The organism is Faecalibacterium sp. Marseille-Q4137 (assembly GCF_017377535.1).
Lineage (GTDB): Bacteria > Bacillota > Clostridia > Oscillospirales > Ruminococcaceae > Faecalibacterium > Faecalibacterium duncaniae.
In genome coordinates, this window is sequence record NZ_JAFREK010000020.1 from 1 (window position 1) to 12,984 (window position 12,984).

Consider the following 12,984-nt stretch of genomic DNA (forward strand, 5'->3'; position numbering starts at 1 on the left):
TCGTGCCCAAGATAGTTCGCTGGAAACGGCGCGTGAAAATAGGTAGTCGCCGACTTGCATGAAACCCCTGAGGAAGAAATTCCTTAGGGGTTTGTTTTTGTTGTGCGTGTGCCTTTCCGTTAAAATGGCCTAAAAAATCACGTGGATTTGTGAATGTTCACAAACTTCGCCCAGACCCCTTGATTTTTTATAGGGGGGGGGGTATGATAAGGTGCGAAAAGCACCTTGTCAGCAAAACAGAAAGATCGGCAAACCAGTCGGAAGGCTGTGACGCAAGGCGGAAGGCCCGGTAGGGGCCGTCAGCTGCACTTTGCTCTGCAACCCTCTTCGACTATGCGGAAATGTGCCGGCACCCCCCAAAGGGCAGCCGGTGCGGGGTTATGGAGAAGTTTATGGGAGTAGCTTTTCTGGGTACCACGATCACCTTGCCCTTGAGAGAAGCGGCGGGTTAAAGCATAGATAGAGAGGGCGAGCACCCCTAAAGTACAAAACGCAAAGCGTTGTACCAGCCATTTGGCTGGTGCGGCGCTTTTTTCTTTTTGTCTGGGTGCTTTTTGTGGAGAAACTGGGAGTATTGATGACTGACAAAGGAGGATTTTTATGAAAAAACGGCTCATCAGCCTCTTACTGGCATTCAGTATGATGCTGACATTCCTGCCTGCGGGGGCAGTGTCGGCATTTGCGGAGGAAAGTTTGGGTCCGTATGACTGCGGAAAAAAGCCGGGCACCGTTACAGCGACATTAAGTCGGAACAACGATGGAGGCGAAACCTATACCATGACGATTCGCGGAACGGGGCCGATGAAAAATTACGATTTTTTGTCATGTAGAGATATGCCATGGCGTGATGCAATACTAAAGATTACGAGGCTCATAGTTGATGATGGCGTAACCTCATTAGGGGATTGTGTCCTCCATGGTTTTGACGGAGGGCATGATGCAAGAAATCTCATGGAAGTAAAGCTTCCGGAAGGATTGACCTATCTCGGAAATTATGCATTTTTTGGTGCAGCCAAATTAAAAAGCATCACGCTACCCAGTACCTTAACAACGATTGGATTAGGTGCATTCGATGAGTGTGCCGGACTAACGGGCATTAAGATTCCCTCAGATGTCAAAACGATTAAGGAGGGGGCATTTGGTGGTACCGGTCTAACAAGTGTTACGATTCCGGATAAAGTAGAAACTCTTGGACAGGATGTATTTGAAAACTGTACTCAGCTGACAAGCATTCATATTCCCAAAAGTGTAAAATCAATGGGAGCAGAGATGTTTGGTTATTGCACAGCATTGACATGCATCACCTTTGAACCCGGTAGTAATTTAACATACGTTGGTGGTTCCAATGGAGATTGGAATCTTTTCACTCGTACGTCTCCCGAGTTAAAAGTTTATTGTGAGCCGGGCTTAAAGTCTAAACTGAGCGGAAGAGGCGTACCTGACGAACGCATTATTACCACCGTTGACGTGACTCTCGTAGATGGTGACAAGAGCGAGCCGAAAAAAATTGACTACGGCGCAAAAATTACGGCGCTTGGCACACCTACCAAACCGGGTTACACCACCTCCTCCTTTACCGGTTGGTATACCGATGCAGACTGCAAGACCCGATATCCGGATGCACAGCTGTTTACAAACATCAATGGCATCACGCTCTATGCCGGTTGGGCTGGCACTGACCTGACCGTAAAGAATGGAACGATCTCCGTTGTTGCTTCCGATGGTACTCCGTTGGCAATTGAGCTGAAAAACGGTCAGGCAAAAGTTCCGGCAGGTGCAACGGTAACGGTAACCTTTGACCGTGCTGCCGTTGCGGACAACGATTTGAAGTTCGACCATTGGAGCATTAGCGGCCTGAATGAGGACGAAAAACCTAAGGACACTTCTCAGGAAGAAATCACCTTTACCGTGCCTGCAGACCGCGATGCGATCGCGATCGAAGCGGTTTGCAAATCGGATAAAACGCCCGATGCGAATACCGAATACCAGCTGTCCGTAACCGGCGGCATTGTTACCGTGAAAAACGGTGACAAGGATGTGACCGATACCTTGACTGTTACTACTGACGAAGCCACCGGCAAAAAGACCTACTCTGTACCGAAGAACGCAAACGTGACCGTGACGCTGGACAAGACCCTGGTCCCTGAGGGCATGGTGTTTGACATCTGGTCTACCGGCAAGTTCTCCCTGCCGCTGGGTCAGGACTACAAGGCTGAGACCATCACTTTCCCCATGAGCAGTGATGTGGATATTGCCGCACAGTACCGTGATGCCACCATTGAAGATGATGGGCCCAATGTGCTGGGCACTGCCGCGATCATTGGTACTGCCGCTGTGGGTACCGCAGTGCTGGGCTATCAGGCCTATTCTCTGGGCGCTGAATTTGCAGGCAAGCTGATGGCTCTGCCCTACTTCCCCAGCAACCGCAGCGCCCTTGCCATGATGCTGTGGGAGGATGCAGGCAAGCCCATGCCCGAATCCGAACTGCTCTACCCCGATGTCGGTCAGGAAGAGCGGGATATGGACCTGCAGCACGCCGCCCGCTGGGCCATGGAAAACGAGCTTATCCCTGACCTGAACGATGAGGGCACGGCTCCGGAAGAGATGAAATTCTATCCCGACAACGCCGTAAGCAAGATCGATGTGCTGAATGCATGGCAGAAAGCACAGGAGCTCAAGCAGAACGCCTGAGCAGCCCTAAACCAACCCCCACTTGGCCCGTAAACCGCAATGCGGGCTGAGTGTTCCAAAAATCCCAAAGTACAGAAGCGCTTCATCCTCTCCCGGATGAGGCGCTTCTGTGCTTTCCGGAATTTTTTTCCCGGCACCCCTTGCATCCCGCCCGCCGGTGCGGTATGCTTAACCAATAGAGCATTGCAGAGGGAGGGAGACCCCGGATGGACATGGAAGAGATCCGCTACCTGCTGGGCGGCACGATATTCGCGCGGGCCAAGGCCTACACGGACCGGATACAGGATCTGAATTGCGAAGTGGCTGGGAACGGCGTGCGCCACCTGAGCGCCGACGTGCGCGGCGGCGGGCGGAGCCTGTACCAGACCCAGGTCTGGCTGCGGGAAAACGGCAGCTTTGTCAGCGCCAGCTGCTCCTGCCCCTACAACGAAAACGGCGAGGGGCCCTGCTGCAAGCACATCGGCGCGCTGCTGATGCGGGACAGCGAGAGTCAGGGCCTTTCCGGCAGAGCGCCGCAGAAGCCCTCTGAGAGCCCGGAGAGCATCCCGGGCGTGGTGCGGGGCACGGCCAACCTGCAAACGCCCCAGCCTGAGGAGCCGCCCCGCAGGGACAGCTATGCCTCCAGCCTGGAGATGCTGTTCGGCAAGAAATGGCGGGGCGAGGAACCGGAATCCGACTACGAGGCACGGCGGCTGCTCCAGGCCTATCAGGAGGGAGCGCTGGCCGAGGTGGACGGCGTGACCGGCCACGCGGAGCTGCGCCCCCACGCCGCAGAGCTGGAGCCGGAGCTGACCCTGCTGCCCGGGGAGCTGCCCTGGCTGCGGCTGCGCATCTCGGCAGACGGCGGGCGGCAGTATGTGGTAAAGAGCATCCCGGACCTGCTGCGGGCCGTGGAGAAGCACGGCTTCATCAGCTACGGCAAGGCGCTGGAATTCCGGCACAGCTGGGAGGCCTTTGCCCCGGAGGCACAGCAGCTGCTCCGCCTGCTGCGGCGGCAGCTCAGTGCAAAGGAAGGGGTCGAGGCGGCTCTGCGCAGCTATGGCAATGCACCCCGCAGCGGGCCTGCCGGGGGCATCCCGCTGAACGGCGAGATCTTTGATGGACTGGTGGCCCTCTATGCCCCCACCGGCAATCTGGGCGGCTACACCCTCAAGACCGGCATCCCGGCCCTGACCATGCGGGTGGAAAAGCGCCGGGGCGGCGTGGAGGTGTCCGTGACCCCTGCGTTGGGGTGGAAAACGGGTTTAGACAACGACTATTTATACAGTGAGGATACGATCTGGCAGCTGGACCGGGCCGAAAGCGCCCGGATGCGGCCCGCCCTTGAGGCGCTGTGCGGCAAGAGCCTGTTCTTTACCACCGGGGATGCCACCGCCTTTTGCAGCTATGTCCTGCCAGAGCTGGGCAGCAGGGTGACCATTGAGGACCCCGAACGCCTGCTGCTGAATCAGATCCCGTTGGAGCCGGTGGTGCAGTTTTATCTCGACGCGCCCACGCGGGAAACGGTGCGGGCACACCTTGAATTTTTATACGGCGAGGACCGCGTCACGCCGGAGGAACCGGGGCCTGCCGGTCTGCTGCGGGATGCCCGCGCCGAACAGCGGGCCGGGCGGCTGCTGGGGCGGTATCTGGAGCCGGGGCCGGACACCATGGGCAACGGCCTTGCCGCCCACTACGATGCCTATGAGGAGGATGAAGTCTACCGCTTCCTCGATGAGGGGATCCCGGCCCTGCTGGCCGAGGGCGAGGTCTACCTGACCGATGCCTTCCGCAGTATGCAGGCCGCACCGCCGAAGATCTCGGTGGGGGTGTCGGTGCACGGCAGCGTGCTCGACCTTGAGGTGGACACGGGGGAGTTCCCGGTGGGAGAGCTGAAAGCCCTGCTGAGATCGCTCCACCAGAAAAAGCGCTACCACCGCCTGCGCGATGGCCGTCTGCTCCGGCTGGACGATTCCATGGAGGTGCTGGACGAGCTGAACGAGACACTGGAGCTTTCCGGGGCCAAACTGGGCCAGACCCACGCCCGGCTGCCCCTGTACCGGGCCCCCAGTCTGGACTGGGCGCTCTCGGGGCAGAACGGCATCCGCTTCAACCGGGACGATGCCTTCCGCCAGCTCAGCCGGAGCTTCCATGCGGTGAAGGACAGCGAGTATACACCGCCTGTATCTCTACAAAAAGTTTTGCGAAAATACCAGCGGGACGGCTACCGCTGGCTCCGCACGCTGGATGGCTACGGCATGGGCGGCATCCTTGCGGATGATATGGGTCTGGGCAAGACGGTGCAGGTGCTCAGCTATCTGCTGGCACTCCGGGAGCAGGGCGGGAACCCCCTGCCCAGCCTCATCGTCTGCCCGGCCTCGCTGGTGCTGAACTGGGCCGAGGAATGCCGGAAGTTTACGCCGGAGCTGAACTGTGTTGTGGTGGACGGGGATGCCGCCCACCGGGCCCAGCTGGCCGAGCAGTGGGACGGGGCCGACGTGGTGGTGACCAGCTACGACCTGCTCCGCCGCGACGAGACCCTCTACGAGAGCCAGAAATTCTATGCCTGTATCCTGGACGAGGCCCAGGCCATCAAGAACCACACCACCCAGAAATACAAGGCGGTGTGCGGGGTGAACAGCCGTGTCCGCTTTGCGCTGACCGGCACCCCCGTGGAGAACCGCCTGGGCGAGCTGTGGAGCATCTTCTCCTTCCTGATGCCGGGCTACCTGCCGCCCTACAAGAGCTTCTGCAGCCGGTTTGAAAAGCCCATCACGCAGGAAAACGACCCGGCGGCGGTGCGGCGGCTGAACCAGCTCACCGGGCCGTTCATCCTGCGCCGGATGAAGTCCGAGGTGCTGAAGGAGCTGCCCCCCAAGACAGAGAACGTCTACCGCATCGAGCTGGAGGAGGAGCAGCGCAAGCTCTACCTTGCCGCCGTGGTGGATGCCCGGGAGAAGCTGCGGGCTGCCAAGCCCGAGGACAAGATGGCGGTGTTCGCCGTCCTCATGCGCCTGCGGGAGATCTGCTGCGACCCCCGGCTCATTGCCGACAACTGGACAGGCGGCAGCGCCAAGCTGGATGCCTGCATCGAGCTGGTCACCAGTGCCGTGGAGAGCGGGCACCGCATCCTGCTGTTCAGCCAGTTCACCTCTATGCTGGAACTGCTGGCCAAGCGGCTGGACGCGGAGGGCGTGAGCCACTTCACCCTGCAGGGCTCCACCCCCAAACCGGTGCGTGCCGAGCTGGTGCGCCGCTTCAACGGCGGCGAGGCCAGCGTGTTCCTGATCTCCCTGCGGGCAGGCGGCACCGGCCTGAACCTGACCGCCGCCGATATCGTCATCCACTACGACCCGTGGTGGAACGTGGCAGCCCAGAATCAGGCCACCGACCGTGCCTACCGCATCGGCCAGCAGAACCCGGTGCAGGTGTACAAGCTCATCGCCCAGGACACCATTGAGGAAAAGATCGTGGAGCTGCAGCAGGCCAAGCAGGATCTGGCCGAGACCGTCACCGGCAGCGCGGATGGTGCCATCCTGCGCATGAAGCCGGAGGAGCTGCTGAATTTGTTGGAGGGAACCGAATGATGCAATACGCCATATTTGCCCGGCCTGTCGTGACCATTTACGACCTGCCCCAGACCACCAAACAGAGCGAGGCGGGCCTTGTTTCCACCATCGGGGACGAGGGCCTGTACGGTCAGGCCTGTCAGGTGCGCACCGCCCCCGGCGGCGTGACTGCCGAGGGAGTGCCCCTCTCCCCGGAGGTGGCCGAGGTGGTCACCTTTTACGGCTACCACGGCTTTGTCCGGCAGGATGCGCTGAAATTTGTCCATGAGGATACACTGCGGGACTACCTGTCCCAGCCGCTGGTGCTGGTGGGCCGTGCCACCGATGTGCTCAGCCTGCCCAAGGTGCAGGGGGTGCGGATGCTGGAGCTGGAGCGGGGCTGCCTGCTCTGCCGCCTGCCCGAGCCGTCCGAGGAGGCCGAAGCCCACACCGGCTGGGCCAGGGTTGCCCTGCTGGATGGCCGCACCGGCTATGTCCGGGACGTGGCGCTGGAGCCGGTGCGGTTTGAGATGACCGCCGTGTTCTCCCAGCGGGAGGGGCTGGCCTTTGATGACGCGCTGGCCGAGGCCCGGAATGTCACCGCCGGGGAGCTGGTGCCGCAGGCACTGCAGGCGTGGTACGACGGCAGCGAGGAAGCGTTCCGGGATGCCGTCTGTGCGCAGGCGAAAAAATATCTGGGCACCGAGTACCGCTGGGGCGGCAAGTCGGGCCGTGGCATTGATTGTTCCGGCCTTGTCAGCAGCGCCTATATGCAGTGCGGCGTGCTCATCTACCGGGATGCCAGGATCGTGGAGGGCTGGCCCATGCACCAGATCCCCTTTGCAGACAAAAAGCGGGGCGATGCCCTCTATTTCCCCGGCCATATCGCCCTTTACCTTGGCGAGGGCCGCTACATCCACTCCACCGGCGCGTCCGCCAGCGGCGGCGTGGTCATCAACAGCCTTGACCCCGCCGACCCGCTGTACCGGGAAGATCTGGTCAAGAGTCTGTATGCGGTGGGGAGTGTGTTCTGATAAAGTAACTCACCCTCTCCGTCATCCCTGCGGGATGCCACCTCTCCCAAAGGGAGAGGCACTGGCAATTCCCCCGCAAGGTTTCGGGAAACCGCCAGAGGCTCCCCCTTTGGGGGAGCTGGCAAAGCCGTCAGGCTTTGACTGAGAGGGCGAGGATGTTATAGGAGGAAGAACGATCCATGAAAGTTTTTGATCTACATTGTGACACCCTGAGTGAGCTGCGGCGCGCGGAGATGCGGGGCGACGGGCAGACCTTTGCCCACAACAACGGCCACATCGATCTGGAAAAGCTGGAGAAGGGCGACTACATGCTCCAGTGCTTTGCTGCCTTTGTGAATCTGGCTGACCCCACCCCGGGCGCGGACCCGCTGGTGACGGCGCTGGAAGAGATCGACGTGTTCAAGCGGATGATGGAGCGGTATTCCGACAGGATCGCCCCTGTCTACCGCCCCGAGGATATCCGCAAAAACGCCGAGGCGGGCAAGATCAGCGGAATGCTGACCATAGAGGAAGCAGGCTGCTGCAAGGGCAGTCTGGGTGTGCTGCGCCGGATGTACGAGCTGGGCGTGCGGATGATGACCCTGACCTGGAACCACGAAAACGAGCTGGCCAGCCCCAACGTGGTGCCCGGCAACGGCCCCATCTGGCCCTGTATGCCCAACACCGAGACCGGCCTGAAGGAGAAGGGCTTTGAGTTCCTGGCCGAGATGGAGCGCCTGCACATCATTGCCGATGTGAGCCACCTGTCCGATAAAGGCTTCTGGGACATTGCGGAGCACAGCACCCGCCCCTTTGCGGCCAGCCACTCCAACTGCCGCGCCCTGGCCCCCCACTGCCGCAACCTGACCGATGAGATGATCCGGGTCATGGCGGAAAAAGGCGGTCTGGTGGGCCTGAACTACTGCGCGGGCTTTCTGGATGACCAGCCCAGCCCCGACCTGTGCCGCAGCACCACGGCCCTGATGGCCAAACACGCCGCCCATTTCAAGCAGGTGGGCGGCATTGAGATCATCGGTCTGGGCAGTGACTTTGACGGCATCGGCGGCAAGCTGGAACTGAGCGACTGCTCCAAAATGCCTCTGCTGGCCGATGCCCTGCGGAAAGAGGGCTTCACCGAGGATGAGGTGGAAGCCATCTTCTTCCGCAACGCACAGCGTTTCTTTGAAAACAACCTGTAATCACCGTTGGTATCTCAGAATTTGTTGAATTTGTTGATTTTGTTGTAGTTGAGAGAACACATGCAACAAAAACAACAGAATCAACAAAAATAATGTCTTAACGGTAAGGATAAAGTATAACGGAAAGTATAGAAAAGTTGAGGGATTCCAGATGGATCAGAATATGACATTGGAAAAGCGCATTGCCGCAGAGCTCTATTCCTATCAGGGCAGGATGAGCGTTTTTGTGGATGACCTGCGCGGCAGCACGGTGGAGATCGGTGCCGACGAGGAATTTGAGACGGCCTCCACCATCAAGGCATTCATTCTGGCGGTGCTGTATCTGCAGGCCAGCCGGGGCAGGGCTGACCTGGAAGAGGAGATCACCTACGAAGCCAGCCAGTTCGTGGACGGCTCCGGGATGCTCCGGGCCCTGGGCGTGGGGGCAAAGCTCAAGGTGAAGGACACCGCCACCATGATGATCATCTGCTCGGACAACATCGCCACCAATATGATCATCGATTACCTGGGGCTGGACACCATCAATGCCTGCATCCGGGAATTGGGCTTTGGGCACACCGTCCTGCACAATCCCCTCCACTTTGACCGCTACGACAAGCTGGGCACCACCACGCCCCGGGACTACGCCGCCCTGTTTGCGCAGGTGGCAAAGGGCACGCTGGTCAGCAGGGAAGCCAGTGCTGCCATGCTGGGCATCTTCCGCCAGCAGCACTACAACACCATGCTGACCCACGATTTCCCCCAGTTCTATCTGGACTGCGAGGAGACCGGCGAGCCGGAGCTTATCTGGGTGGCCAGCAAGAGCGGCAGCATGAACGCCTGCCGCAATGACGGCGGCATCATCCACACCCCCTACGGCGAGTATGTGATCGTTTTGATGAACAAGGAGTTCCATGACATCATCGAGTACAACGACCACCCCGCAATGGTCTATGGTGCCCGGGTGTCCCGGATGATCCTGGATCAGATCCTGGCCTGCGAGGGAAAGCTGTATCTGAAGTAAACGAAAGAGTGGGAAAGTAGAACGAATGGAAATTACATTATCATTGCCAATGCTGCTGTTTCTGATGCTGATGACCGGGTTTGCGGGTTTTGTGGACTCGGCGGCGGGGGGCGGCGGTCTGATCAGCCTGCCCGCCTACCTGTTTGCGGGCCTGCCGGTGCATTACACCTACGGCACCAATAAATTCAGCGCGGCCTGCGGCACCACCTTTGCCACGGCGCAGTTCTTCCAGAAGGGTGCCATGAACATCCGGGTCGGCCTGCTGGCGGCTGTGGGCAGCTTTGCAGGCAGCGCGCTGGGCTCCCACATCGTGCTCCTGCTCAGCGATCAGGTGCTGCGCACCATGATGCTCATCATCCTGCCGGTGGCGGCGGTGCTCATCCTCTGGCGGCGGGACCTGCCCGACGAGAACCGGGACGACGGCACCCTGAACGCCAAAAAGGCGGTGCTGGCCCTTGCCATCGGGCTGGGCATCGGCCTGTACGACGGCATCTTTGGCCCGGGCACCGGCACCTTTGCCATCATTGCCTTTACCACCCTGATGGGCTTTGATCTGCGCACGGCGGGCGGCAACGCCAAGGTGCTCAACCTTGCCAGCAACTACGCCAGCCTTGTAACGTATCTTTCCAGCGGGCTGGTGGTGTTCTCCATCGGCATCCCCTGTGCCATCAGCGGCATTGTGGGCAACCTGCTGGGCTCCCACTTCGCCCTCAAGAACGGCGCAAAATTCATCCGCCCCATGATGCTTGTGGTGCTGGTGCTCCTGCTGGGCAAGATCGTCTCGGACGCGGTGCTGTAATGAACGGATCTTCGGCAAAAAACAATTGACGTTTGCAGGAGAATGGACTATAATAGGGCCAGAAACCCGCAAGAAAACGAGCACTGAGGATGATGTTATGAAGATCCGCTACTCGAAGAACGCCATGAAGTTCCTGAACAAGCTGGACAAAAAGTCCGTGCTTCGCATCGTTGCAGGCATTGAGGGGCTGACCCTGAAACCGCCGGCAGGTGATATCAAGGTGATGCAGGGACTGAAGGATGGAACGATGCGGCTTCGGGTCGGAAGCTGGCGCGTGCTTTACCGGTACGGTGAGGAAAACGCGCTGGAAATTCTGTTGGTGCTGGATATCGGGAATCGTGGCGATATCTATAAATAAGGAGGTGGCAGGATGTCTGAAATTGCAATGAATGCAGCACATATGATCGATATGCTGCCGGACCCGGACAAGAACCTTGCCTACGAGCTGATCAAAAAGCTGGTACTGGCATGGGATCCGGATTTCACCAAGCTGACCACAGAGGAAGCAAAGCAGCTGGAGGAAGCGAAGGACAGCGGCTTTGTGGATGCCGAAGAAATTGACTGGTCGAAGATCGGACACGAATGACCAACAAAAAAGAGGAACTGCCGGGAAAGCAGTTCCTCTTTTTGATTGGGTAAGATCAGAAGGTGAAGCCTTCATCGAGGAAGGCCAGGCCGAACGCGCCGGGGCCGGCGTGGGTGCCGATGACGCAGCCGATCTGGCGCACAAGGGCCTCGCTCCGGCCCAGATTCTCCTGCAGGTAGGTCTGGATGGGCTGCACCTCGCGGGGGGCGAGGGTGTAGCCGGCCAGCGCGTCGACGTAGGTGCTGATGCCGCCCAGCTCCTCGATCTTCTTGAACAGGGCAACGTAAGCGCCGGGCAGGCCCCGGGCCTTGCCCGCCATAACGACCTTGCCCTCCTTGATGGTGATGAGGGGCTTGATGCCCAGCATCCCACCGGCCACGGCCACGGCGGCGGGCAGGCGGCCGCCCTTGCGCAGATACTTCAGGTCGTCGATGACAGCCACCAGATGCAGATGCTCCTTGGCGTGCTCAAGGGTGGCGGCGATCTGCCCGGCAGTCTTCCCGGCATCCCGCAGCTGAACAGCCAGCCGCACCAGCAGGCTCTCGCCCAGGCAGACGCTCTCGGAATCCACAAAGAGGACATTGTCCACATTGGCCATGTCTGCGGCCAGCCGGGCGCACTGGCAGGTGCCGGACAGCTCATGGGAGAGGAAGATGCCCACCACCTCGTCCCCGGCGGCAGCCGCCTCAAGGAAGAAGCGCTGGAACAGCTCGGGGCTGGGCTGGCTGGTGGTGGGCAGCTTGTGGCAGCGGGCCATCACGCCGTAATACACGGTGGGGGTCATGTCCACACCGTCCCGGAGCACGGTGCCGTCCTCCAGGGTGACGTTCAGGGGGATGACGGTCACACCCAGCTGCTCGGCTTCAGCGGGCAGGATGTCGGATGCGGAATCGGTAAGAATGCGGATCATAGTAATACCTCCAACGGGGCCAAGAACGGATAACCCGACCAAATCAATCAAAAAGTCGTATAGGAATATACCAGAGACGACGGGAAATGTCAATTGTTTGAATCAATATTTCTTCGTATTTTCGCAATTCCGCTCCGTTTTCTTGCACAAACGGGCCGGAACATGATACAATGGGCATCAGGCATTGCGGGGCGGTGCGCTGTGCGCCCGAAGCAGCGGGACAGCGCGGCCCCAAACGGAGAGGGGACGGAGAAGATGTCAGAGCGGAACCGCCGCCTGCGGGCGGCAGGCATCGCGGCACTGGCCTGGGCCGGGCTGGCGGCGGTCTGGTGTGTGCTGGTCCCCGGCGGGGCGGCAGAGCTGCCGCAGGGCGTGCCCGGTACGCTGCGCAGCCTGCTGGTGCTGCCGCTGGCCGAGGAGCTGGTGTTCCGGGGGGCGCTGCTGCGCCTGCTGCGGCCGCTGGGGGAGCACCCGGCAAACCTCTGCCAGGCTGTGCTCTTTGCGGCCCTGCACGGAACGCTGACCGAAAAGTGCTACGCGCTGGGCATGGGGCTCATTTTCGGATGGGCCGCAGAGCAGACCGACAGTCCTGCACCCGGGGTGGTGCTGCATATCCTGAACAATGGGCTGGTGCTGGCCCGGGCGCTGGCAGAAAGGGGATTGGGATGACCGACTATGAGCTGATGGGCGCGGCGCTGGAGGAGGCCGCACGGGCCGCCGCGCTGGGCGAAGTGCCCGTGGGCGCGGTGGTGGCCCGGAACGGCGAGATCATCGCTGCTGCCCACAACACCCGCGAGACCGAGAAAAACGCCCTCCACCACGCCGAGCTGCTGGCCATTGACGCGGCCTGCAAAAAGCTGGGCGGCTGGCGGCTGTGGCAGTGTGAGCTGTTCGTTACGCTGGAGCCCTGCCCCATGTGCAGCGGCGGCATCATCAACAGCCGGATCAGGCGGGTGGTGTACGGCGCGGCGGATACCAAGGCCGGATGCTGCGGCAGCGTGACCGACCTGTTCGCCCTGCCCTTCAACCACCATCCGGTGGTGGAACGCGGTCTGCGGGCGGAGGAGGCGCAGGCGCTGCTGCAGGCGTTTTTCCTCCGGCTGCGGGAGCAGCGGGCCGCAAAGCCCCGCTGGAAACCGCCCGTGACCCCCTGAGAACGTGAAAAAAAGTGGGAACTGCGTGAAAAGACGGCGGTTCCCACTTTCTTTTTTCGTCGAATTGTGTTATATTATTTAATGGTATCTTGTCGAAACCAC

At 60.2% G+C, this 12,984-nt stretch carries 11 protein-coding genes and 1 pseudogene; 11 read left to right on the forward strand and 1 reads right to left on the reverse strand.

Annotation, left to right across the window (positions count from 1 at the left end):
• Positions 1 to 951 precede the first annotated feature (951 nt).
• The 9 genes and pseudogenes from J3353_RS16585 to J3353_RS09445 all read left to right on the forward strand — a co-directional run.
• Positions 952 to 1,281, forward strand: a pseudogene (locus tag J3353_RS16585) (leucine-rich repeat domain-containing protein); the annotation flags it as partial.
• Between the two features lie 186 nt (positions 1,282 to 1,467).
• Complete coding sequence (locus tag J3353_RS09410) at positions 1,468 to 2,691, forward strand: InlB B-repeat-containing protein (protein ID WP_370569190.1); 1,224 nt, start codon at positions 1,468 to 1,470, stop codon at positions 2,689 to 2,691.
• A 206-nt stretch (positions 2,692 to 2,897) separates the two neighbouring features.
• On the forward strand, positions 2,898 to 6,257 hold the full coding sequence (locus J3353_RS09415) for a DEAD/DEAH box helicase (RefSeq protein WP_207684728.1): 3,360 nt from the start codon (positions 2,898 to 2,900) through the stop codon (positions 6,255 to 6,257).
• Complete coding sequence (locus J3353_RS09420; RefSeq protein ID WP_207684729.1) at positions 6,254 to 7,252, forward strand: C40 family peptidase; 999 nt, start codon at positions 6,254 to 6,256, stop codon at positions 7,250 to 7,252. Before J3353_RS09415 ends, J3353_RS09420 begins: the two co-directional genes overlap by 4 nt.
• A gap of 179 nt (positions 7,253 to 7,431) precedes the next feature.
• A complete protein-coding gene (locus J3353_RS09425; RefSeq protein ID WP_117534697.1) occupies positions 7,432 to 8,430 on the forward strand; it encodes a dipeptidase in 999 nt (332 codons plus the stop codon).
• 151 nt (positions 8,431 to 8,581) lie between these two features.
• Positions 8,582 to 9,433 carry a serine hydrolase gene (locus J3353_RS09430; RefSeq protein WP_117476500.1) on the forward strand — a complete coding sequence of 284 codons (852 nt, stop codon included), beginning with the start codon at positions 8,582 to 8,584 and terminating at the stop codon, positions 9,431 to 9,433.
• A 25-nt stretch (positions 9,434 to 9,458) separates the two neighbouring features.
• Positions 9,459 to 10,232, forward strand: coding sequence for a TSUP family transporter (locus tag J3353_RS09435; RefSeq protein ID WP_207684730.1), 774 nt, complete (start codon positions 9,459 to 9,461; stop codon positions 10,230 to 10,232).
• 97 nt (positions 10,233 to 10,329) lie between these two features.
• On the forward strand, positions 10,330 to 10,590 hold the full coding sequence (locus J3353_RS09440; RefSeq protein WP_156066392.1) for a type II toxin-antitoxin system RelE/ParE family toxin: 261 nt from the start codon (positions 10,330 to 10,332) through the stop codon (positions 10,588 to 10,590).
• A gap of 12 nt (positions 10,591 to 10,602) precedes the next feature.
• Positions 10,603 to 10,818, forward strand: a complete 216-nt coding sequence (locus tag J3353_RS09445) for a hypothetical protein (RefSeq protein WP_005930220.1) — start codon at positions 10,603 to 10,605, stop codon at positions 10,816 to 10,818.
• A 55-nt stretch (positions 10,819 to 10,873) separates the two neighbouring features.
• On the opposite strand, the gene J3353_RS09450 is transcribed toward J3353_RS09445, so the two are convergent.
• Complete coding sequence (locus J3353_RS09450; RefSeq protein WP_207684731.1) at positions 10,874 to 11,728, reverse strand: DegV family protein; 855 nt, start codon at positions 11,726 to 11,728, stop codon at positions 10,874 to 10,876.
• A gap of 255 nt (positions 11,729 to 11,983) precedes the next feature.
• On the opposite strand from J3353_RS09450, the gene J3353_RS09455 reads away from it, so the two are divergent.
• Entirely contained in the window at positions 11,984 to 12,397 is a 414-nt protein-coding gene (locus tag J3353_RS09455; RefSeq protein WP_207684732.1) for a CPBP family intramembrane glutamic endopeptidase, read from the forward strand.
• On the forward strand, positions 12,394 to 12,882 hold the full coding sequence (locus J3353_RS09460) for a nucleoside deaminase (RefSeq protein ID WP_005930211.1): 489 nt from the start codon (positions 12,394 to 12,396) through the stop codon (positions 12,880 to 12,882). Before J3353_RS09455 ends, J3353_RS09460 begins: the two co-directional genes overlap by 4 nt.
• Positions 12,883 to 12,984: the final 102 nt, after the last annotated feature.